The 22041-nt window shown below is 64.7% G+C and carries 17 protein-coding genes; 5 read left to right on the forward strand and 12 right to left on the reverse strand.

The window, feature by feature from the left end; translation table 11 throughout:
- Positions 1-27: 27 nt before the first annotated feature.
- Positions 28-1344, forward strand: coding sequence for an MFS transporter (locus tag ACIPHN_RS05240; RefSeq protein ID WP_400433773.1), 1317 nt, complete (start codon positions 28-30; stop codon positions 1342-1344).
- Between the two features lie 24 nt (positions 1345-1368).
- On the opposite strand, the gene ACIPHN_RS05245 is transcribed toward ACIPHN_RS05240, so the two are convergent.
- From ACIPHN_RS05245 to ACIPHN_RS05255, 3 genes are read right to left on the reverse strand one after another with little or no spacing between them, the layout of a single operon-like run.
- Positions 1369-2532, reverse strand: coding sequence for an acyl-CoA dehydrogenase family protein (locus tag ACIPHN_RS05245; protein WP_400433776.1), 1164 nt, complete (start codon positions 2530-2532; stop codon positions 1369-1371).
- 12 nt (positions 2533-2544) lie between these two features.
- Complete coding sequence (locus ACIPHN_RS05250; RefSeq protein ID WP_400433779.1) at positions 2545-3756, reverse strand: CaiB/BaiF CoA transferase family protein; 1212 nt, start codon at positions 3754-3756, stop codon at positions 2545-2547.
- 34 nt (positions 3757-3790) lie between these two features.
- The gene (locus tag ACIPHN_RS05255; protein ID WP_400433781.1) at positions 3791-5089 is read right to left on the reverse strand and encodes a CitMHS family transporter; all 1299 of its coding nucleotides are present in this window, start codon (positions 5087-5089) and stop codon (positions 3791-3793) included.
- 164 nt (positions 5090-5253) lie between these two features.
- Here ACIPHN_RS05255 and ACIPHN_RS05260 point away from each other — a divergent pair, with 164 nt between their 5' ends.
- Positions 5254-6141, forward strand: a complete 888-nt coding sequence (locus ACIPHN_RS05260; protein ID WP_400433784.1) for a LysR family transcriptional regulator — start codon at positions 5254-5256, stop codon at positions 6139-6141.
- Between the two features lie 36 nt (positions 6142-6177).
- Here ACIPHN_RS05260 and ACIPHN_RS05265 read toward each other — a convergent pair whose 3' ends face one another.
- Entirely contained in the window at positions 6178-7107 is a 930-nt protein-coding gene (locus ACIPHN_RS05265) for an amidohydrolase family protein (RefSeq protein ID WP_400433787.1), read from the reverse strand.
- 154 nt (positions 7108-7261) lie between these two features.
- On the reverse strand, positions 7262-8563 hold the full coding sequence (locus ACIPHN_RS05270; RefSeq protein ID WP_400433790.1) for a UDP-N-acetylglucosamine 1-carboxyvinyltransferase: 1302 nt from the start codon (positions 8561-8563) through the stop codon (positions 7262-7264).
- A 278-nt stretch (positions 8564-8841) separates the two neighbouring features.
- Here ACIPHN_RS05270 and ACIPHN_RS05275 point away from each other — a divergent pair, with 278 nt between their 5' ends.
- A complete protein-coding gene (locus tag ACIPHN_RS05275; RefSeq protein WP_400433793.1) occupies positions 8842-10008 on the forward strand; it encodes a serine hydrolase in 1167 nt (388 codons plus the stop codon).
- Here the strand turns inward: ACIPHN_RS05275 and ACIPHN_RS05280 are convergent.
- From ACIPHN_RS05280 to xylF, 7 genes are all read right to left on the reverse strand, one after another.
- Positions 9989-11527, reverse strand: a complete 1539-nt coding sequence (locus tag ACIPHN_RS05280; protein WP_400433796.1) for a diguanylate cyclase — start codon at positions 11525-11527, stop codon at positions 9989-9991. The genes ACIPHN_RS05275 and ACIPHN_RS05280 overlap by 20 nt on opposite strands.
- A 67-nt stretch (positions 11528-11594) precedes the next feature.
- Positions 11595-12533: an amidohydrolase family protein gene (locus ACIPHN_RS05285; protein WP_400433799.1), complete on the reverse strand. Its 939-nt coding sequence runs from the start codon at positions 12531-12533 to the stop codon at positions 11595-11597.
- A gap of 1 nt (position 12534) precedes the next feature.
- Entirely contained in the window at positions 12535-14319 is a 1785-nt protein-coding gene (locus ACIPHN_RS05290; RefSeq protein ID WP_400433802.1) for an IlvD/Edd family dehydratase, read from the reverse strand.
- Positions 14320-14357: 38 nt separating this feature from the next.
- The gene (locus ACIPHN_RS05295) at positions 14358-15143 is read right to left on the reverse strand and encodes an SDR family NAD(P)-dependent oxidoreductase (protein WP_400433805.1); all 786 of its coding nucleotides are present in this window, start codon (positions 15141-15143) and stop codon (positions 14358-14360) included.
- 247 nt (positions 15144-15390) lie between these two features.
- Positions 15391-16548, reverse strand: coding sequence for a sugar ABC transporter permease (locus tag ACIPHN_RS05300; RefSeq protein WP_400433808.1), 1158 nt, complete (start codon positions 16546-16548; stop codon positions 15391-15393).
- Positions 16549-16572: 24 nt separating this feature from the next.
- Complete coding sequence (gene xylG, locus ACIPHN_RS05305) at positions 16573-18129, reverse strand: D-xylose ABC transporter ATP-binding protein (protein ID WP_400433811.1); 1557 nt, start codon at positions 18127-18129, stop codon at positions 16573-16575.
- A gap of 95 nt (positions 18130-18224) precedes the next feature.
- Positions 18225-19241 carry a D-xylose ABC transporter substrate-binding protein gene (gene xylF / locus ACIPHN_RS05310; RefSeq protein WP_400433813.1) on the reverse strand — a complete coding sequence of 339 codons (1017 nt, stop codon included), beginning with the start codon at positions 19239-19241 and terminating at the stop codon, positions 18225-18227.
- Positions 19242-19581: 340 nt separating this feature from the next.
- On the opposite strand from xylF, the gene ACIPHN_RS05315 reads away from it, so the two are divergent.
- Entirely contained in the window at positions 19582-20877 is a 1296-nt protein-coding gene (locus ACIPHN_RS05315) for a XylR family transcriptional regulator (RefSeq protein ID WP_400433816.1), read from the forward strand.
- Positions 20874-21938, forward strand: coding sequence for an aldose epimerase family protein (locus ACIPHN_RS05320; protein WP_400433819.1), 1065 nt, complete (start codon positions 20874-20876; stop codon positions 21936-21938). Before ACIPHN_RS05315 ends, ACIPHN_RS05320 begins: the two co-directional genes overlap by 4 nt.
- Positions 21939-22041 lie beyond the last annotated feature (103 nt).

Consider the following 22041-nt stretch of genomic DNA (forward strand, 5'->3'; position numbering starts at 1 on the left):
GGCGCCCCTTCCTTCCGAGAGAGACCCATGGAGACCATCATCGACGACAAGCAGCTGGAACGGGACACCGTGCGCCGCGTCACCTGGCGCCTGTTGCCCTTCCTCATGCTGTGTTACCTGTTCGCCTTCATCGACCGTGGCAACATCGGCATGGCCGCGCTGCAGATGAACCACGACATCGGCCTGTCGCCCAGGATGTTCGGCTTTGCCAGCAGCCTGTTTTTCATCGCCTATTTCATCTTCGAGGTACCCAGCAACCTGGCGCTGCAGAAGTTCGGCGCGCGCAAGTGGCTGGCGCGCATCATGATCACCTGGGGCCTGATCTCGGCCAGCACGGCGCTGGTGCAGGGTCCCAATTCGCTGTACTTCGTGCGCTTCATCCTGGGGGCGGCCGAGGCCGGTTTCTTCCCCGGCGTGGTGCTGTACCTGACCTACTGGATCCCGTCGGCCTACCGCGCCCGCATCGTGGCGCTGTTCATGGTGGCGATCCCGGCGGCCAGCTTCGTGGCCTCGCCGGTGTCGGCGCTGCTGCTGCAGATGGATGGTGCGGGTGGCCTGCGTGGCTGGCACTGGCTGTTCATGCTCGAAGGCCTGCCGACCGTGCTGCTGGGTGGGGTCTGCCTGTTCTTCCTGACCGACCGGCCCGCGCAGGCGAAGTGGCTCGATGCCCGCCAGCGCGAATGGCTCACCGCGACCATGGACAAGGAAGCCGCCAGCCGCGCTGCCAAGGTACATATCCCCTTGTGGAAGCTCTTCAGCATGCCGCATGTATGGGGCATGGCGCTGGTCTGCTCCTGTGCTTCGGCGGCGGGGTCGGTATTGAACGTGTGGCAGCCGCAGTTGCTCAAGTCCTTCGGCCTGTCGGTGATGCAGACCGGCCTGGTCAACTCGGTTCCCTATCTGATCGCCTCGGTGCTGATGGTCTGGTGGGGCCGTCATTCGGACCGTAGCGGCGAGCGTCGCTGGCATACCGCCATTCCGCTCATGCTCATCGGTGGCGGCCTGGTGCTGGCCAACCTGTTCCATTCGCTCGCGCTGGTGGTGCTGCTGCTGACGCTGGTGCTCATCGGTGCCTACTCCTTCAAGGGACCGTTCTGGGCCATGGCCACCGGCTGGCTGGCCACCGGGTCGGCGGCGGCCGGTCTGGCCGGGATCAATGCGGTCTCCAACCTCATTGGCGGCGGGCTCATGGTCAACGTCTATGGCTGGGTCAAGGAGTCCACCGGCAGCTATGCGCTGGCGCTGCTGCCGATGGTGGGGATGTCGGTGGTGAGCGTGCTCATCCTGCTGTTCCTGAGCAGGAAGTCGCGGGTGGCCACGGCCGGTGCGGTCAAGCAGGCCTAGCACTGACGCTGCGGCGGCCCGGTCTCAATAGGATTTCGGCAGGCCCAGCACCTTCTCGGCGATGAAGCAGAGAATCAGTTGCGGGCTCACCGGCGCCAGTCGCGGAATCCATGCCTCGCGCAGATAGCGCTCGACATGATATTCCTTGGCGAATCCCATGCCGCCGTGGGTGAGGATGGCGTTCTGGCAGGCGTTGAAGCAAGCCTCGCCGGCCAGATACTTGGCGGCGTTGGCTTCGGCGGCGCAGTTGCGGCCGGCGTCGTAGCGTGATGCCGCCTTGAGCACCATCAGATGGGCGGCCTCCAGCTCCATCCACGAACGCGCCAGCGGATGCTGGATCCCCTGGTTCTGGCCGATGGGGCGATCAAAGACGATGCGTTCATTGGCGTACTGGGCGGCCAGCTTCAGCGCCGCCCGGCCCAGGCCGACGGCCTCCGAGGCAATCAGGATGCGTTCGGGATTCATGCCGTGCAGGATGTATTTGAATCCCTCGCCTTCCTCGCCAATCCTGTCTTCCACGGGGATGCGCAGGTCGTCGATGAACAGCTCGTTCGAATCGACGCACTTGCGGCCCATCTTGTCGATTTCGCGGACATCGATGCGGCTACGATCCAGGTCGGTATAGAACAGTGACAGTCCCTGCGTGCCACGGGCTTGCTCCACCGGCGTGGTCCGCGCCAGCAGGAGGATCTTGTTGGCGACCTGCGCAGTGGAGATCCAGACCTTCTGTCCCGAGACATGGTAGTGGTCGCCCTGGCGCACCGCGCGCGTCTTCAGCTTGAGCGTGTTCAGGCCCGTGTTGGGTTCGGTCACAGCAAAGCAGGCCTTGTCCTGCCCGGCAATCAGGGGCGGCAACCAGCGCTGCTTTTGCGCGTCGCTGCCAAAGACCACCACCGGATGCAGGCCGAAGATGTTCATGTGGACCGCAGAGGCGCCCGAGAGTCCTGCGCCGGTGGCCGCGATGGTCTGCATCATCAATGCCGCCTCGGTGATGCCCAGCCCGGCGCCGCCGTATTGCTGCGGCATGGCGATACCCAGCCATCCCGCCTGCGCCAGCGCCTGGTGGAAGTCCTCGGGAAAGCCTCCCTCGCGATCCTTGTGCAGCCAGTACTGTGCATCGAAGGGCGCGCAGACGCGTTCTACCGCGTCGCAGATCTGCTGTTGATCCTCATCCAGTTCAAAGTCCATGCTTGTTCCTTGTCAGGTGTTTCCCATTGCGCCGCGCCGGCGCAGCGCGGCGATGTCGTCGGGGGTGTATCCCAGTTCTTCCAGTACCTCGGCCGTGTGTTCACCGAGTCCCGGTGCCGGAGAGGCGGGCGCGCATGCCGTGCGCGACCATTGCGTGGGATTGCCGGGGGTGCGCAGCGGCCCCTCGGTGGGATGCTCGACATGCCGGATGAAGTCCACCGCCTGCAGGTGCGGATCGTCCAGCAGATCGTAGGGCGAATTCATCGGCATGTTGGGAATGTCGGCGGCGTCCAGCAAGGTGCGCCATTGCTGCGTGGTGCGCTCGCGCATCAGCCGCGCGACCTCGGCATACACTTCGCCGATATGCCGGGCGCGGTTGGTATGGGTGCTGAAACGGGCATCGCTGTCGAAGCGTTCGGCTTGACCGATGGCCGCGAAGAAGGCCTTCCATTGCTTGTCGTTGTAGATCAGTACGCAAAGGTGGCCATCCCGTGTTTCGTAGGGACGGCGATGCTCGGTCAGCAATCGTGCATAGCCGGGCTCGCCATTGGTGGGATCGAAGCTGAGTCCACCCAGGTGATCGCCCAGGACGAATTGCACCATCGACTCGAACATGGGGACGACCACTGATTGCCCCATCCCCGAACGTTCCCGCTCGTAGAGGGCAGTAGTGATCGCATACACGGTATGCAGTCCGGTGACCCGGTCGCCCAGGGTGGTCGGGGCATAGCGCGGCGAGGCGGCACCGGACTGGCTCATCAGCCAGGAGATGCCCGAGGCACCCTGGATCAGGTCATCGTAAGCTGCCCTGGCCGCATAGGGACCGTCCTGCCCAAAGCCGCAACAGGACACATGCACCAGCCGGGGATGGGCCAGCTTCAAGGTATCGTAGTCCAGGCCCAGCCGCGCCAGGGCCTGGGGGCGGATGTTGGACACCATGACATCGCTGCGCGCGATGAGCTTGTGGAGCGCCGCGCGCGCGTCCTCGTGCTTGAGGTCGAGCACCACGCTGCGCTTGCCCTGGTTGGCATGCAGGAAGATGTGGCCCATGCCCGCATGGTTCATCGGGCCGACATGGCGCATGTTGTCGCCCTCGGGGGATTCGACCTTGATCACCTCCGCACCGAGTCCGGCCAGGATCTGGGTGGCAAACGGTCCCATGATCACCGATGTCAGATCGAGGATCCTGACGCCGGCCAGTGGTCCGCCGCGTTCATCTGTCATCTCATTGCTCCTTGTTTCTTGTTTCTTGTTTTCTTCACAGCGGGAATACCCCGAAGATCACGCTGGCGATCGTCATGACCACGGATGCGCCGAACAGGAAGGGGATGGAAAACTTCTGGTGCTCCGCCAGTTCGACCCCGGCCAGTCCCACCAGCAGGAAGGTCGCGGGCGTCAGCGGGCTCACCGGGAAGCCGGTCGTCATCTGGCCCAGCAGTGCGGCCTGGGCGACCTGGATAGGCGGTACCCCCAGTTGTCCCGCCGCGCCGGCGACCACCGGCAGCACACCCAGATAGAAGGAATCCGGGTCGAACAGCAGGCTCAGCGGCATCGCGATCAGGCCCAGCACGAACGGGATGTGATGCGCATGGCCGGACGGAATGATCTTCACCACCTCGTTGGCCATGGCAGTGAGCATCCCGGTGCCGGACATGATGCCGGTGAAGGCGCCGGCGGCCAGCAGCACGCTGGCCATCATCAGGGCCGCGCGGGCGTGCGCATCGATACGCCGGCGCTGTTCATCCGCGTTGGGGTAGTTGATGAAGAGGGCGACCACGGTGCCGATCATGAACATCACGACGGGATCGAACCTGCCGGTGATCATGCTGCCCATCACGATCAGGGTCAGGATCAGGTTGGGCCAGAAGCGCGCCGGGCGCCGCAACGCGATCTCCTCGGCCGTGAGTACCCGCGGCGGGATGGTGAATGCCTCGCCGTCGTAGCGCAGGCCCAGGCGGCGTTCCTCGCGCTTGCCCAGGATATAGGCGGTCGCAAAGACGAAGACCAGGCCCGCACCCTGGACGGCCAGGAGTGGCTTGAAGATGTCGGCAACGGGGATATGCAGGGCCACCGATGCCCGTATCGTCACCCCCGCCCAGCGCAGGAAGTTCACGCCCGCCCCCATGGCGGCCATGCAGACCAGCAGGCGCTTGTCCATCTTCAGGCGCTCGTACACCGGCAGCATGGCCGGGATGGTGACCAGAAAGCACACGGCGCCCGAGCCATCGAGGTGGATCAGCAGCGCCAGCAGCGCGGTCCCCATCAGGATGCGCGGTGGCCTGGCGCCGACGATGCGCAGGATCCTGTTGATGATCGGGTCCAGCATGCCGGCGTCGGTGAGGATGCCGAAGAAGATGATCGCGAAGATGAACATCCCCACCACCGGCGCCACGCTGGTGATGCCCTTGAGGATGAAGGCGGAGGTCTGCAGCCCGAAGCCGCTGACCAGCGCCGCCACGACCGGCACGGCGATCAACGCGGCCAGCGGCGACATGCGCTTGGTGAGGATCAGCGTGAGCAAGGCAAGGACTGCGATGAGTCCGGTCAAAGCAAGCATGTGTCTCCCCCATGGGGTTATTATTTACGCGAATCCGGCGCCGGCTCGGTTGTGTCAGCGTTCAATGGCCTGTGGCGGCTCCGGTGGTCTGGAAAAGTGTGTGGTAGTGCGCGGGTTTCGTCCAATACATGATTTGTCCATCCTGATACAAGAAATGTCCCACCATGATTCACGGTCGCTTGCTCTCACAATTCATCGCCGTTGCAGAAGAACTCCATTTCGGTCGTGCCGCTGCTCGCCTGCACATGGCACAGCCGCCCCTGAGCCAGGCGATCAAGAATCTTGAAGAGATAGTCGGCGTCCAGTTGCTCGCGCGCTCGCGGCACTCGGTATTGCTGACGCCGGCCGGCAGCGCCTTCTTGGAAGAAGCGCGCGAACTGATGGCCCATGGACAGCGCGCCATCGACATCGCCCGGCGTGCCAGCGTGGGCATGACGGGCAACATCACCATCGGCTTCATGGGGTCGGTCAGTTATGAATTCCTGCCCCGGCTGCTGCGCAGGTTCCGGGCTGCCTTCCCGGCCATCCATGTGGATCTGCGCGAACAGATTTCGGTGGAGCAGATCGAGAGCCTGCATGCCAGCAAGATCGACCTGGGCATCGTCAGGGTCCCCCTGAGCAATGCCACCGACCTGAACCTGCGGGTCATCGAGGTCGAGCGTTTCGTGGCGGTGCTGCCCAAGGATCACCGCCTGGCAGCGGCGCCGTCATTGCGGCTGGAAGAGTTGGCGGAGGAATCCTTCCTGGTCTTCCCGGCGGGGAAGAGCCCCAGTCTTCATTCGAAGTTCCTGATGGCCTGCGACGAGGCCGGCTTCAGCCCGCGCGTCAGTACCGAGGCCTGGCAGATGGCCAGCATGGTCAGCCTGGTGGCGGCGGGCCTGGGCGTGACGCTGCTGCCGGCGCAGGTCAAGAACAGTCCGCACAAGGACGTGGTGTACAAGGAGCTGACGAATGCTTCCAGGCACCTGGAGCTGGAGATCGCGGCGGCCTGGCGTCCCGACGATATCTCGTCGGGGTTGCAGGCCATGCTGTCGGTATTGGGCGAGGCCTGAGCATTTGCGCAGGCCCCTGCCGTCATGCGCAAATGCTCAGGCGAACCCGAACAGCGCCGCCGGATTATCGACCAGGATGCGTTCACGCAGGGCGGCGTCCGGCGCCCAGCTTGCCAGCAGGTCGAACAGCACGGCGTCGTCGGGTTTGATCTTCTCGGTGGGATGCGGCCAGTCGCTGCCCCAGAGCGCGCGGTGTGGCGCGGCCTCCAGGTAGGCGCGCGCCAGCAGGCTGGTGTCGGCATAGTCCGGCGCGCCCTGCAGGGTGTCGGCATAGGGTTCGGAGAGCTTGATCCAGGTATTGCCGGCGGCCAGCAGGCGCAACAGCGCACGCGCACCGGGATGATCCAACCCGGCCGGTTGCGGGATGCGGCCCAGGTGGTCGATCACCACCGGTACCGGCAAGGCCGCCAGTACCGCTTCGTGGCGGGCGATCTGCTCGCCCGACATCAGGATCTGGGCATGCCAGCCTAGCGGTGCGATGCGCGCGGCGGTGCGCTGCAGCCGGTCCACGGTGGTCTCGCCCCAGCTTTGCGCCGACAGGAAATTGACCCGCACGCCACGCACGCCCAGCTGGTCCATCTCGCGTAGACTGGCCAGCTCCACCTCATCCTCGATGACCACAATGCCGCGCGCCTCCTGGCCGAACTGTCCCAGGGCATCCAGCAGGCAGCGGTTGTCGCTGCCATAGGTGGAGGGCTGCACCACCACGTGCCGGCGGATGCCCAGCTTGGCCATCAGCAGCCGGTAGTCGGCCACGGTGGCGCCGTCCGGGCGACCGCCACGCCAGTGTGGCGAGGCCGGGAAGCGTGCATCGTAGATGTGGTGGTGGCTGTCGCAGGCCAGTCGGGGCGCCTGTAGCCGTGGCGGCCGGGTACCGGCCGAATTGGGAACGGCTTGCGCCGCCGCGCCGCGTAGTCCGGCAAGCGCAAGGGCGCCGCCCGCGAGAAGGGATCGTCTGCTGACCATGGGGATGGGTCTCCTGGAGGATTGTTCTTGTCAGCGCTCATGCGCCGCAGGGGCGCATGAGCGGTTCCAGGGAGTCTAGCCAGCCCCGCGGGCAGCGACTATTTGCTTTTATTTTCCAAACGATAAACTGCAGGAATGAGTGCGCAGAGGGGGATCAGTCTTCCTCGACCCAGTCCACCACCGCGCCCAGCGAACGCAGGTTTTCCACGAACTTGGGATGGGCGCGGCGGATCGGCAGGGCATTGCGGATTTCCGAACGGCCCTCGATGCTGGCCGCGACCATGAACAGCGCAATGGCCACGCGGATGATGTAGGGGCTTTCCACCGAGGCCGGGGACAGCGGCAGGCCGCCGAAGGTGATCAGGCGGTGCGGGTCACCCAGGAACACGTGGGCGCCGAACTTGGAGAGCTCACTGCTCCAGCCCATGGCGCCGTCATAGATCTTGTTCCAGAACATGGTATTGCCCTCGGCCTTGACGCCCAGCGCAATGAAGATGGGCAGCAGGTCCACCGGCAGGTAAGGCCAGGGCGCGGCTTCCACCTTGGTCAGGATATTGCTGGTGAAGGGCTTGACCACCTTCAGCGGACCGTTCTGGCGGGTGTGCGACCAGCCATCCTGGTGCACCACTTCCACGCCGAACTTGGCGAAGGTGCGGTCGATCAGCGGGAACTGCTCCGGCGCGCTGTTGCGCACCCGTACCTGGCCGCCGGTGATGGCGCCCAGCGCCAGGAAGGTGGCGATTTCGTGGAAGTCTTCGTCGAAGCGGAATTCACCGCCGCCCAGCTTGCCGCCACCGCGCACCGTCACGCGCGAGGTGCCGATGCCGTCGATCTGTACGCCCATCATGGCCATGAAGCGGCAGAACTCCTGCACGTGCGGTTCCGAGGCGGCATTGGTGAGGACCGATTCGCCCTCGGCGGCGGCTGCGCACAGCACGAAGTTTTCGGTGGTGGTCACCGAGGCATAGTCCAGCCAGTGGTGGTTGGCCTGCATGCTGCCGGGGGTGCGGATGATGAGCGAATCGGGATGGCTCTCGACCCGGGCGCCGAAGCGCTGGAACACTTCCACATGGGGATCGATCTCGCGCACGCCCAGGGTGCAGCCCTTGACGTCGTTTTCCAGCCGCGCCACGCCAAAGCGCGCCAGCAGCGGCGGCACCAGCATGATGGAGGAGCGCATCTCCTCGGGCAGGTGATGCTGTTTGGGGTCGAAGCGGGTGTCGCGGTGGTGCAGGTCGAGGATGCCGCTGGCAAAGTCCACCGATACCTCGCTGCCCAGCACGCGGAAGATCTCCAGGATCTTCTTGACGTCGGTGATCTCGGGGATGCCCACCAGACGCAGTGGCTGGTCGGTCAGCAGCGTGGCGCAGAGGATGGGGAGGACGGCGTTCTTGTTGGCGGAAGGAATGATGTCGCCGCGTAAGGGGCGGCCACCGTGCACGATGAGATTGGACATGACTGGGAGATCGGTGAAATCGGAAAAACGTGGCGCTCTGGAATATCCGGGGTGTCAGGCTGATGTCGAAGACCGGCGCGGGATGCGTCCGGTCGTGAATGGACAGATTATGCGCCGCCCGGTTGCAGCCGGGGAAGCAATTTTATCGATGCCTGGGCTTGTCTTATTGTCATCACTGCTTGCGGGGCAAGCCAGATGCTGCACCAAAGAGCAAGTTTCCGTATCATGGCCGGTCACCGATGACTTGCCCTTAATTGCACCAACCAAGGTTTCTGACGATGTTGAGCACGCCGCAGCCCCGAATGACCGACGATTTCACCCTGTTCCTGCCGGCCCTGGCGAAGGCTGGCGCCATCGCCAGGCTGGTCCTGTGCAGTGTCTTCCTGATGTTCCTGACCATGGTCTCGGCCAAGGCCGCGGATGCCCAGGCCACCGTGGCCAGCAGCGGCAAGCATCGTGCCGCCGCCACTGGCACCAAGGGCCGCAAGCGCTCGGTACGCAAGAAGGCTGCCGTCGCCAGCACGCCACGCGCTACCTCCCATGCCCGTCGTCGTGGCCGCGCAGCCACGGCCGTTGCGGCCACCGGCGCGGCTGCGGCAACCGCTGCCACCGCTGCCGTGGCCGCGGCACCGGCCGAGAAGGCCGCCGCACCCGCCAAGCCCGAGCTGCTCTCGCGTTGCGGCTTTACCGAAGCCTCGCGTCGGCACGTCTTCTCGCGCTCGGTCTATGTGCTCGATGAAGAGACCGGCACGCCCCTCTTCGAACGCAATGCCGAGACCGTGGCGCCGATTGCCTCGGTCACCAAGCTGATGACGGCCATGGTCTGGCTGGACCAGAAGCAACTGCCCATGGGCAATCGCCTGGAAGTCACCGAAGATGACCTGGACAACCTGAAGTTCACCACCTCGCGCCTGAACGTGGGATCCAGCCTGTCGCGCGCCGACATGCTGCACATCGCCCTGATGTCGTCCGAGAACCGCGCCGCAGCCGCCATGAGCCGCGATTATCCGGGAGGGCGTCCGGCCTTCATCGCCGCCATGAACGCGCGTGCCCAGGCGCTGGGCATGCCGCATACCCGTTTCGAGAATGCTACCGGGCTGTCTCCCGAGAATGTCTCCACCGCTCGTGAGCTGGCCGAGATGGTCAAGGCGGCCAACCGCTACCAGCTGATCCGCAGTGATTCGCTGGACAAGCAGAAGATCATCAACATCGGTCGTGGCCAGCTGCAATACATCAATTCCAACCGCCTCATCCGCTATGGCCAGGTCAATGCCAGCGTGCAGAAGACCGGCTTCATCAACGAGTCCGGCCACAACATGGTGCTGCGCCTGCTGGTGCATGACCGTCGTCCGGTGATCGTCACCATGCTGGGCAGCGATACCGCCGATGGTTCGCGCCTGGATGGCGTGCGCATTGCCAAGTGGCTCAACTGCTCACTGAACTGAGGCGCGTCTCGCGCAGCATGATGTGCAGCTTGTTGCGCCCGTTGTTCTTGGCGTGATAGAGGGCAGCGTCGGCGTCCTTGATGACATCCTCGATATCCTGGTGCAGCCCGTGTTGCAGCCTGGAGATGCCGATGCTGACCGTCAGCCGGCCAAACGGACTGCGCTGGTGCGGGATCTTCAGTGCGTGCACCGCGTTGAGGATGCGCTCGGCCACATGCTCGGCACCGGCCAGGCTGGTCTCGTCGAGCAATATCAGGAACTCTTCCCCGCCATAGCGTCCCGGCTTGTCCGATAGCCGGGATATCGCGCCGGCGATGCAGCGCGCCACCGCAATGAGCGCATAGTCGCCGGCCTTGTGGCCATAGGTATCGTTGTAGAGCTTGAAGAAATCCACGTCGATGAACAGCAGCGAAAAGTGAGCGGTGGCATTGCGCTGGCATTTGCACCAGGCATCGTGCGTCACTTCATCCAGGGCGCGCCGGTTCAGCAGGTTGGTGAGCTTGTCGACGCGGGCTTGCTCTTCCAGCAATTCATCGATCTTGCTGCGGCGGGTGAATTCCTGGCGCAGCCGTATGAGCAGATAGAGGCTGGCGATGCTGAAGGCGGCCATCAGGAACAGCACCGCATAGAGCATCCTGAACCATTCATGGAAGACCGCGCCATGGGTATGGCCGATGAAGACCACCCATTGCGTGTCCGGCACGCGCACATAGGCATACAGGCGGCTGACGCCATCCTGGCGGGAACGCACGTTGTAGCTGCCTTGCGGGGGCGACTGCTCGGCGTTGGACAGCAACTTCCTGAAGAGAGAGACGTTGTCGATGCGCGAGCCGATGAAGGATTCGTTGTAGGGCAGGCGCATGTAGGCGATGCCGTCCAGCGAGTACAGCGACATCACCCCATCCTTCTCCAGCGACAGGCCCTGGAACAGGTCGCGGAAATAATCCAGGTACAGCACCATGAAAGCCACGCCGGCAAAGCTGCCATCCTCCTGGTCCAGGCGCCTGGACAGCACCACCGCCTGCATGCGGCGCTCCAGGCGGATGGTCAGCGGTGCCGAGATGTACAGGCCGGGACTGGCCTGGTCGCGATGGGTGGTGAAGAAGGCGTTCTCGCCATATTGCCCCGGCAGGATTTCCGCCAGAGAGGGGGAGCCCGCCACCAGCGAACCATCGGCGTCGAGCACGCCCAGTGCCGCGATATAGCTGGCCTCGATCTTTTCACCTAGGAGGAAGTCCAGCTTCTGGGACTCCTGCATCGCATGCAATTGCGTATGCCGGTAGCGCCAGGCCAGGTTGTCCAGCGCCAGCGAGAGCAGTTCGACATTGCGCGAGATTGAGCGCTGCGCGATGCGCGCCACGTTGAGCGCGTTGTCCACCGCGACCCGCTCCACCTGCGTGTAGCTTTGATAGAGAACGCTGGAAGTGACTACCACCGACATGAGCGCCAGCGATCCGATGGTCAGGGTCAGGTTGCGTTTGAGGCGTTTGATCTTGGTCTCCTCGTCCAGATTGTGCACGTGCCGGGACGAGGGAATATGTCATTCAACTTGAAGGGTGACAACGAAAAGGCGTCGCCTCAGAAGCTTATGTCATCAGGTCATAAATCGTGGCCGAGGATTCGCCCCACAGGGCTTCCTGGTCAGCGGCCGACAGGCGCGTGGCCGACCATTCGCGCACTACCGCCACCACCCGCGAATAGGAAGCGGCCAGCAGGCATACCGGCCAGTCCGAGCCAAACATCAGGCGTTGCGGACCGAACAGTTCCAGCGCGGTATCCAGGCATTGCACGATGTGATCGAAGTCGCGCATGGACAAGCCGCGCAGCCAGTCAGCCTCGGTCAGCAGGCCCGAGATCTTGCAGGCCACATGGGGCATGGCGGTCAGCTCGCGCAACTCCTGGCGCCAGCGTTCGAAGGCAGCGCGGCCCTTGCGGAATTCCTTCAAGGCCGGCTTGCCCAGGTGATTGAGCACCAGCCAGTGCTGGTCGTGGCGCGCGCAGAACTGGCGCAGCGCCGGACGCTGGCGCTCATGCGCCAGCACATCCACCACATACCCGCGCGCCTGCAGCCATTGCATGCCCTGGCTGAAGCGGTTCTGCAGCGAAGCGCCATCGGGGCCGTCGCCGTCCTGCATCTGGTGGCGCAGGCCAAGAAACTTGGCCCGGCCCCAGCGTTCCATCTGCTCGGCCAGGTCCGGTCGGGCGATGTCTTCCCAGCCGATGATGCCGGCGATGCGCTTGTCGCGCCGCGCCATCTCCAGCAGGAAAGCGGTCTCTTCCCGACCGGGACAGGCTTGCACCGTGATCGAGGCATGCAGCCCCTGCGCCTCCAGCAGCGGCTGGAACTGGTAGGGCAGGCGGTCCTGTGCCAGCAGGTCCATGCCGGTACCGATCCAGGGATAGTCCTCCGAACGGTAGCGCCAGAAATGCTGATGGGCGTCGATGCGCATCGGCTTTCTGGGCTTGATCGGGGGCGCTATCGGCGGAGCTACCGCCAGGCGCGTTTCACGGTGCAGGGTCAGCATGTCAGTGGTTATGTCGCGGCATGACCTGCGCCACACCCTGGTACTTCACGGCCAGTTCCATGCAGGCGCCGGACTCCAGCTGGCCGACGGTGCTGCGATAGATCTCCTGCCATGGCGTCTGGCTGGGCGGCACCGGCGGGATGCCTTCGCTCTGGCGGCGTGCCAGTTCCTCGTCGCTGATCAACATGTTGCACTCACCGGTGTTGAGGTCGATGCGCACGCGGTCGCCATCGCGCAGCCAGGCCAGGCCGCCCCCCACCGCGCTCTCGGGCGAGGCATTGAGGATGGAGGGGCTGTCGGAGGTGCCGGACTGGCGACCATCACCCAGCGTGGGCAGGGTGGAGATGCCGCGCTTGATGAGCGCGTCAGGCGGTTGCATGTTGACCACCTCGGCCGAACCGGGCCAGCCCACCGGACCCGCGCCACGGATGGCCAGCAGGGTGTTGTCATCGATGTTCAGCGCCGGGTCGTTGATGCGGGAGTGATAGTCGTCGGAGCCATCGAAGACCACGGCGCGGCATTCGAAGATGCCTTCCTGGCCGGGGGTGCTGAGATAGCGCTGGCGGAAGGCGTCCGAGATGACGCTGGTCTTCATGATGGCGAAGTCGAACAGGTTGCCCTTCAACACCAGGAAGCCGGCGCGCTCGCGCAGTGGGGCGGCGAACGGATAGATCACTTCGCGGTCGGCCGTTTCGCGGCCCTGCAGGTTCTCGCGCATGCTGCGGCCGGTGGCGGTGACGCGCCCGGTGCGCAGCTTGCCGGCCTGTTCCAGCTCCCACATGATGGCGGGCACGCCGCCGGCACGGTGGAAGCGCTCGCCCAGGAACTTGCCGGCCGGCTGCATGTTCAGCAGCAGCGGCACGTCGTAGCCATAGTCCATCCAGTCCTGCGAATGCAGTTCCACGCCGGCATGGCGCGCCATGGCCATGATGTGCGGCTGGGCGTTGGTGGAGCCGCCGATGGCGGCATTGACCACGATGGCATCGAGGAAGGCGTCGCGCGTCAGGATGGCCGAGGGACGCAGGTCTTCATGGGCCATGCCGACGATGCGGCGACCGGTCTCGTAGGCCATCTGGCCGCGCTCGCGATAGGGGGCAGGGATGGCCGAGCAGCCGGTCAGCGACATGCCCAGCGCTTCGGCCATGGCATTCATGGTGGAGGCCGTGCCCATGGTGTTGCAGTGGCCCGAGGAGGGCGCCGAGGCGGCGGCGATGTCGAGGAACTTGGCGTTGTCGATGGCGCCGGCCGAGAGCAGCTTGCGGCCCTTCCAGATGGCCGCACCCGAGCCGACCAGTTCGCCATCCAGCCAGCCGTCCAGCATGGGACCGCCGGAGAGCACGATGGCCGGGATATCCACGGTAGCCGCCGCCATGATCTGGGCCGGCGTGGTCTTGTCGCAGCCGGTGGTGAGCACCACGGCATCGATGGGATAGCCGTGCAGGATTTCCACCAGGCCCAGGTAGGACAGGTTGCGGTCGATCGCGGCGGTGGGGCGGCGGCAATTCTCGAACACCGGATGCAGCGGGAACTCCATGGGGATGCCACCGGCATCGCGGATGCCATCACGCACGCGCTTGGCCAGCTCCAGGTGGATGCGGTTGCACGGGCTGATGTCGCTGCCGCTCTGGGCGATACCGATGATGGGCCGGCCCGAACGCAGTTCCTCGGCGGTGATGCCGTAGTTCATGAAGCGCTCCAGGTACAGCGCGGTCATGTCGATGTGGTCGGGATTGTCGAACCAGTCCTGGGAGCGGAAGCGACGGGGTGTGGCAGTTGGCTTGTTCATGGAATCCTTTTGGGCCCGCAGGCGAAGTTGGGAGAAGCTCAAGCGCCCAGCCAGCCCCCGTCGACGTGATAGTCGCGACCGGTACACATGGCCGCGCTGTCGGACGCCAGGAACAGCGCCAGTGCGGCGACGTGATGCGTTTCGACGCGGGCGGGCAGGCATTGCGCAGCCAGGATTTTCGCCTCTTCTTCAGGTGTGTGCCAGAGCAGGGTCTGGCGCGGGGTACGGATGGCGCCCGGGATGATGGCGTTGACGCGTATGCCGTCGCGTCCCAGGTCGCGTGCCAGACCGCGTGTCATGCCCTCGATGCCGGCCTTGGCCGTCATGTACAGGGTCAGGTCGGGCAGGCCCAGGCGCCAGGAGATGGAACCGAAATTGAGGATCACGCCGCGCTGCTGGCTACGCATGCCGGGCATCACCGCCTGCGCGCAGAAGAACTGGTGGCGCAGGTTGACCGCGATGCGCTCGTCCCAGTAGGCCGGGCTGACGTCCTCGGTCTTGTGGCGGTCGTCGTTGGCGGCATTGTTGATGAGCACGTCGATGGGGCCGGCGATCTGGCCGATCTCGGCGAAGGTGCTGCGCAGGGCGTCCAGGTCCATCAGATTGCAGGGGAAGAAGCGCGGCGGCACGGCGGCCTGCTGCAACGAGGCCACCAGCGCCTGCGAGGCTTCGGCGGCGATATCGAGGAAGAACACCTGCGCCTGCTGTGCCACGAAGGCCTGTACCAGGGCGGCGCCGATGCCGCTGCCACCGCCGGTGATGATGATCTTGCGGCCAGCGAGGCTGGGATAGACGGCGTGTTCGGGTTGGTTTGCTGCGGTCATGCTGGGTGACTCCAGGAAGTAAGACGGGCCGCCGGTGCGGCACGTAAAAAATTTAGTCTGATTTAGTCTGAATAGTCGGAAAACTGTATCGCGCCATCCCTGACCGTTCGGACTGAGTAGGCCCGTGAGGGCCGTATCGAAGGCGCCGGGATCGCTGCGTTCCGTCGTCAAACCGGGGAGCGCCTTCGATACGCGGCTGCGCCGCTACTCAGTCCGAACGGTAGTGGGTGCTACCGTATTTCGTTAATCAGCGGCTAGAACGGGTACTCACATCGACCCACACGGCCAGCACCAGGATGCTGCCCTTGACGATCATCTGCCAGTAGGTGCCCACGTCCAGCATGGACATGCCGTTGTCGAGGCTGGCCATCACCAGCGCACCGATGAGCGCGCCATAGATGGTGCCGGAGCCGCCACGCATGGAGGTGCCGCCGATGAAGCAGGCCGCGATCGCGTCGAGTTCGCCCATGTTGCCCGCCGAGGGCGAGCCGGCCGCCAGGCGCGCGGTATTGACCAGCCCACCCAGCGCGCACATCAGGCCCATGATGCCGAACACCCACAGCTTGACGGCCTGCACGTTCACGCCCGACAGGCGGGTCGCTTCCATGTTGCTGCCCACCGAATAGATGCGACGACCGAACACGGTCTGCGTGCTCATGTAGCTGAACAGGCCCAGCAGCGCCAGCAACAGCAGCACCGGCACGGGGATGCCGTCATAGCTGTTGAGCGTGCGCACGAAGCCCAGCAGCACCACACCGATGACGGCCACCTTGAGGCCGTCGCGCCACAGCGCGGCCAGCGGCAGGCCGTGGCGGGTACGGTTCACGCGGCGCATCCAGGTCAGCACCAGCGCCAGCGCGAACAGGCCCACGCCCACCGCTGTGCCCACCATCGGCGGCAGGTAGCCCTGGCCCAGGTAGACCACGTTGTCCGACACCGGAGCGATGGTCATGCCGCCGGTGATGCCCAGCAGGATGCCGCGGAAGGCCAGCATGCCGCCCAGGCCGACGATGAAGGAGGGGATGCCCAGGTAGGCGGTCAGGTAGCCGTTGAGCAGGCCCATGACCAGGCCGAAGCCCATGGCCAGTACCAGGTTCAGCGCCAGCGGCAGGTGATAGGTGACATCCAGGATGGCGGCCACGCCGCCCAGGAGGCCCAGCAGCGAACCGACCGACAGGTCGATCTCGCCGGCGATGATGACCAGCACCATGCCGCAGGCCAGGATGCCGGTCACCGACATCTGGCGCAGCAGGTTGGAGAGGTTGCGCGGGGTGAGGAAGCCACCATCGGTCATGAAGCTGAAGAAGCCCCAGATGATGGCGATGGCGATCAGCAGGGCGATGATCTTGTAGCGCCCGAAGACCAGCTTGAGTTGCGCCATGTTGGCGGAATTGCTTGCAGTCATACCTGATTCACTTTCTAAGTTTTTTCATCCCGCCGTCGCGCGCAGGGGCGCGGGCGGGGCAGACTGGTTGATGGCGGCGGCCAGTACGGTCTCCTGGCTCAGGTCCTGGTTGACGAAGTCGCCACGCAGCTTGCCCTCGCCGATGACCAGCACGCGATCCGACACGCCCAGCACCTCGGCCAGTTCGGAAGAGACCATGATGATGGCCAGGCCTTCCTTGGCCAGGTCCGAGATCAAGCGGTAGATCTCGGCCTTGGCGCCCACGTCCACGCCGCGCGTGGGTTCGTCCAGGATCAGGACCTTGGGCCGGGCCAGCAGCATCTTGGCCAGCACGGCCTTCTGCTGGTTGCCGCCCGACAGGCCGGTGATGGGCAGGAAGGGGCTGGCAGTCTTCACGCGCAGGCGACCGATCTCGTCCTGGATGGTCTTCAGCTCGGCGCTCTCGTCGATGCGGCTGCCGCGCGAGAAGCGGCCCAGCACGGTCAACGTGATGTTCTGGCCCACGTCCAGGTCCGGCACGATGCCGTGGTGCTTGCGGTCCTCGGGCACCATGCACAGGCCCTGGCGGATCGACTTGAGCGGCGTGCCGGTATCGGCCAGCTTGCCTTCCAGCCAGACCTGGCCTTCATAGCGCCCGCGATAGGCACCGAACAGCGCCGACACCAGCTCGGTGCGGCCGGCACCGACCAGTCCGGCGATGCCCAGGATCTCGCCGCGTCGTACCGAGAAGGAGACATCGTCGACCCGCTTGCGGCGCGGGTTGTCGACGTCGAAGCAGGTGATGTTGCGCGCCTCCAGCACGACCTCGCCGATGGCGTGCTTGCGCTCGGGATACATGGCCGTGATCTCGCGCCCGACCATCTGGGTGATGATCTTGTCCACATCCATTTCCTGCATCGGCGTGGTGGCGATGTGGCGGCCATCGCGGATCACCGAGATGGTGTCGCAGACCTCGGCCACTTCGTCGAGCTTGTGCGAGATGTAGACGCAGGCCACGCCACGCGCCTTGAGGTCCTTGATGATCTTGAGCAGCACCGCGATCTCGGAGGCGGTCAGCGACGACGAGGGTTCGTCCAGGATCAGCAGGCGCGCATCCTTGTTGAGCGCCTTGGCGATTTCCACCAGCTGCTGGTGGCCGCCGCCGTATTGCGACACCGGCAGGGCCACGTTGATGTCGGGCATGTTGAGCTCGCGCATGAGTTCTTCGGCGCGGCGATACATGGCCGGGTAATTCATGCGTCCACCGGGCAGGGTGATCTCGTGGCCCATGAAGATGTTTTCGGCCACCGACAGTTCGGGCACCAGCATCAGTTCCTGGTGGATGATGACGATGCCGGAGGCCTCGGTGTCGCGCACCGACTGCGCCTGCAGGGGTTTGCCCTCCCACAGGATCTCGCCTTCCCAGGTGCCGTGCGGATAGACACCGGAGAGGATTTTCATCAGCGTGGATTTGCCGGCGCCATTCTCGCCGCACAGGCCCACGCATTCACCCGCACGGATCGCAAGATCGATGCCGTCGAGGGCGCGCACACCGCCAAAGGTCTTGACGATGCCTTTCATTTGCAACAGATACTGGGACATGCCTGCTCTCTCGTAGGGAAGCGTCGGGAGCCGGCGCCACTGGCGCCGGCAGCGATGCCGGCGCGATATCCGCACCGGCATGCTTCACACCAAGATCAACGGCCGTCGATCTGGGCCTGGGTGTAGAAGCCGTCGTCGACCAGGACCTTGACGTTTTCCTTGGTCAGCAGGATGGGCTTCAGCAGCAGGCTGTCGACCTTCTTGAAGCCGTTGTCGTACTGGGCGTTGTAGGTCGGCTTCTCGTTGCGCGCCAGTTGCACCGACAGGTTGGCTGCTTCGGAGGCGATCTGCTTCAGGGGCTTGTAGACCGTCATGGTCTGGGTGCCGGCCACCACGCGCTTGACCGCTGCCAGGTCGGCATCCTGGCCCGAGACCGGCACCTTGCCGGCCAGCTTCTGCGCGGCCAGCGCCTGGATGGCGCCACCGGCGGTGCCGTCATTGGAGGCCACGATGGCATCGATCTTGTTGTTGTTGGCCGTCAGCGCATTCTCGACGATGGACAGGGCTTCGGTCGGGTTCCATTCCTTGACCCATTGCTGGCCGACGATCTTGATGTCGCCCTTGTCGATGTAGGGCTTCAGGGCCTTCATCTGGCCTTCGCGGAACATCTTGGCATTGTTGTCGGTGGGCGAGCCGCCCAGCAGGAAGAAGTTGCCCTTGTTCTTGACCTTCAGGATGCCCTCGGACTGCATTTCACCGACCTTCTCGTTGTCGAAGGAGATGTAGGCGTCGACATCGGCGTTGAGGATCAGGCGGTCATAGGACAGCACCTTGATGCCGGCCTTCTTGGCTTCCTTGATGGTGTTGGTCAGCACGGTCGCGTTGAAGGGCACGATCACGATCACGTCCACGCCACGCGAGATCAGGTTTTCGATCTGGGAGATCTGGCGTTGCTCGCTGGCATCGGCCGATTGCACATACACCTTGGCGCCCAGCTTCTCGGCGGCGGCGGTGAAGAAATCGCGGTCGCGCGCCCAGCGTTCCACGCGCAGGTCATCGATGGAAAAGCCGATCTTGGGATTCTTGGCATCGGCCATCGCGCTCGTGGCCACCATCGACAGGGTGGTCACGGCCATCAGGGCCAACACGGTTTTCTTCAGCATTGCCTTCATAGTCCAGTCTCCGATTTGAATTGGAATGATTATGTTTTTTGAAGCGGCGCAGCCCGGTGGAAGTGGACCTGCATTCAGGTCCAGCGGCCTGCCGCGCCGCCTGGGACGGCGGCTGGCCGGAAATGACCGCGCCGAGGGATGATGCGAGGGGGATACTAGCGCCGGGCCAATCACCTCTACAATTACGAAATTCACCAAGTGGCTTAGTGATTCTTTTTGTTGCAGGAGCACATAGCAGCCATTTCGACGATGGCTCGCTACAATCCGTCACTCAAGCAAACATCCAGAGAAGAACGACCGGGGCGCACTCCTGCAGCACCGGCGGACCAGGAGACAAAACGTGGCAAAAGTGCCAACGGTGCACAGGATTGCGTTGCTGTTCAACGGCAACAAGATCTTCGACCGGGAAATCATTTCCGGCATCGGCGAATACATCAGCAGCACGCGTGCGTCCTGGGACCTGTACCTGGAAGAGGACTTCCGTTGCCGTCCGCAGGGCATAGAGCGCTGGGCCGGCCACGGCATCATTGCCGACTTCGACGACCCGGTGACTACGGCCGCGCTGCAGGGCGTGCAGCTGCCGGTGGTGGCCATCGGCGGTTCCTACGCCGACCCCGCCCAGTACCCGGCCAACCGGCCCTACGTCGCCACCGACAACGTCAAGATGGTCAAGCTGGCCTATGACCACCTGATCGAAGCCGGGCTGCAGCATTTCGCCCTGTTCAGCCTGCCCGAGTCCGACTGCAACCGCTGGGCGCAGGAGCGCGAGCGCATCTTCACCGGCCTGACCGAGGCTGACGGCATCACCGGCCACATCTATCGCGGCGTGGGCACCAGCGCGCAATCCTGGGACACCGCCGTGGAGCAGCAGATCGCCTGGGTGCGCAGCCTGCCCAAGCCGGTGGGCATCATCGCCGTCACCGATGCGCGCGCGCGGCAGTTGCTGCAGGCCTGCCTGTTCGCCGGCATCGCGGTGCCCGAGCAGGTGGCCCTGATCGGCATCGACAACGATCCGCTGGCGCGGGTGTTGACGCGCATCCCGCTGAGCTCGGTGATCCAGGGCAGCGTCGAAATGGGCCGTACCGCCGCCCACTTGCTGCACCAGATGCTGCATGGTGCGCGCTTTCCCGATACCCGCATCCTGGTGCCGCCGGTGGGCATCAACGTGCTGGCCTCCAGCCGCCACGAGGTGCGCAATCACCCGCATGTGATGCAGGCGCTGCACTTCATCCGCCAGTACGCCTGCCAGGGCATCAAGACCGACCAGGTGGCGGACTACGTGGGCATCTCGCGCTCCTCGCTGGAGTGGTATTTCCGGCGCGAGCTGGGCCGCAGCGTCCATGACGAGATCCTGCGTTTCAAGCTCGATGCCGCCAAGCGGCTGCTGGAACAGGTTGGCAGCCACGCCGCCGAGATCGCCATCAGTTGCGGCTTTACCTCGGTGCAGTACATGCATGCCGTCTTCAAGCGCGAACTGGGCTGCACGCCCAGGGAGTACCAGGAACAATTCGCCGCCGGGCTGGAGCAGGCCGCAGCACCTGTCGCATCGTCGTCCCAGCCACAGCTTCAGCCCCAGCCAACCTCCCGGCCCAAAAAGAAACCCGCAGGGACATCCCTCCTCGAATCCACAAAATGACGCACTTCACCCTCTCCCACACCACCACGGCCGACGGCATCCAGCTCTATACCCTGCGCAACCACAGTGGTATGCGCGTGAGCATCAGCAACCTCGGCGCCAGCATGATCAACTGGTGGGCGCCCGACCGCTACGGCCGTGAAGCCGACATCCTGCTGGGCTTTGCCCGGGTCGAGGACTACCGCCACAACCCGGCCTATTTCGGCGCCATCGTCGGCCGCTGGGGCAACCGCATCGCCGCGGGCCGTTTCACGCTCGATGGCCAGCCCTGCCAGGTCGACTGCAACGAAGGCGAGAACCACCTGCACGGCGGCACCGACGGTTTCCACCGCCAGTTGTGGCAGGCCCAGCCCGACCCCGAAGGCCTGCGCATGATGCTGGTCTCGCCGCACGGCCAGGCCGGTTTCCCGGGCAATGTGATGGCCTCGGTGCTGTACCGGCTCGACGAGGACGGGCAGTTGCGCATCGACTACACCGCCACCACGGATGCCCCCACGCCGCTGAACCTGACTTCGCACGCCTACTTCAACCTCAACGGTGGCGCCTGCGACATTCGCGACCACGTCATTTCCATCGATGCCGACGCCTACCTGCAAGTCGATGCCAGCCTGATCCCGCAGCAACAGGCCGAGGTCGCCGGCAGCGCCTTCGACTTCCGCCAGCCCGCCCCCATCGGCCCCCGGCTGGACTGGCCCGACCCGCAGCTGAAGCTGGCCGGCGGCTTCGACCACTGCTACTGCCTGCACACCGAGAGCGAACCGGTGGCCGGCGAGGGCCGCGTCGCGCAGCCGCTGCGAGAGGTCGCGACGGTCTACGATCCCGGTTCAGGCCGTGAATTGCGGGTCTCGACCACCGAGATCGGCCTGCAGTTCTACAGCGGCAACTTCCTGGCCGGCGTGCAGGGACGGGGGCCGCAGGCCTATGCCATCCACGATGGTTTCTGCCTGGAGGCCCAGGCCTATCCCGACCAGGTCAACACGCCTTATCAGGAAGCCGTGATCCTGCGCCCGGGGCAGGTGTACCGCCAGACCACGGTGTACCGGCTGGGGGTGCGGGACTGAAAAAATTGAATGGGGCGGCGATACTTTTGTGTCGCTGCTGACGTCTACCTCCCTCCTGTTCTAGCCTCTTCCGCTTGCGAACTGGCGGTCATCGCCGTCGCAT

This window comes from Herbaspirillum sp. NPDC087042, from assembly GCF_044745245.1.
Taxonomy (GTDB): domain Bacteria; phylum Pseudomonadota; class Gammaproteobacteria; order Burkholderiales; family Burkholderiaceae_D; genus Herbaspirillum.

Excerpts from the sequence above, each read along its gene's own strand:
- ACIPHN_RS05260 (WP_400433784.1), top strand. The coding sequence starts at position 5,254 with ATGATTCACGGTCGCTTGCTCTCACAATTCATCGCCGTTGCAGAAGAA.
- ACIPHN_RS05285 (WP_400433799.1), bottom strand. The coding sequence starts at position 12,533 with ATGCTGACCCTGCACCGTGAAACGCGCCTGGCGGTAGCTCCGCCGATA.
- ACIPHN_RS05250 (WP_400433779.1), bottom strand. The coding sequence starts at position 3,756 with ATGACAGATGAACGCGGCGGACCACTGGCCGGCGTCAGGATCCTCGAT.
- ACIPHN_RS05300 (WP_400433808.1), bottom strand. The coding sequence starts at position 16,548 with ATGACTGCAAGCAATTCCGCCAACATGGCGCAACTCAAGCTGGTCTTC.
- ACIPHN_RS05270 (WP_400433790.1), bottom strand. The coding sequence starts at position 8,563 with ATGTCCAATCTCATCGTGCACGGTGGCCGCCCCTTACGCGGCGACATC.
- ACIPHN_RS05295 (WP_400433805.1), bottom strand. The coding sequence starts at position 15,143 with ATGACCGCAGCAAACCAACCCGAACACGCCGTCTATCCCAGCCTCGCT.
- ACIPHN_RS05265 (WP_400433787.1), bottom strand. The coding sequence starts at position 7,107 with ATGGTCAGCAGACGATCCCTTCTCGCGGGCGGCGCCCTTGCGCTTGCC.
- xylF (WP_400433813.1), bottom strand. The coding sequence starts at position 19,241 with ATGAAGGCAATGCTGAAGAAAACCGTGTTGGCCCTGATGGCCGTGACC.
- ACIPHN_RS05275 (WP_400433793.1), top strand. The coding sequence starts at position 8,842 with ATGTTGAGCACGCCGCAGCCCCGAATGACCGACGATTTCACCCTGTTC.
- xylG (WP_400433811.1), bottom strand. The coding sequence starts at position 18,129 with ATGTCCCAGTATCTGTTGCAAATGAAAGGCATCGTCAAGACCTTTGGC.
- ACIPHN_RS05255 (WP_400433781.1), bottom strand. The coding sequence starts at position 5,089 with ATGCTTGCTTTGACCGGACTCATCGCAGTCCTTGCCTTGCTCACGCTG.
- ACIPHN_RS05320 (WP_400433819.1), top strand. The coding sequence starts at position 20,874 with ATGACGCACTTCACCCTCTCCCACACCACCACGGCCGACGGCATCCAG.
- ACIPHN_RS05240 (WP_400433773.1), top strand. The coding sequence starts at position 28 with ATGGAGACCATCATCGACGACAAGCAGCTGGAACGGGACACCGTGCGC.
- ACIPHN_RS05245 (WP_400433776.1), bottom strand. The coding sequence starts at position 2,532 with ATGGACTTTGAACTGGATGAGGATCAACAGCAGATCTGCGACGCGGTA.
- ACIPHN_RS05290 (WP_400433802.1), bottom strand. The coding sequence starts at position 14,319 with ATGAACAAGCCAACTGCCACACCCCGTCGCTTCCGCTCCCAGGACTGG.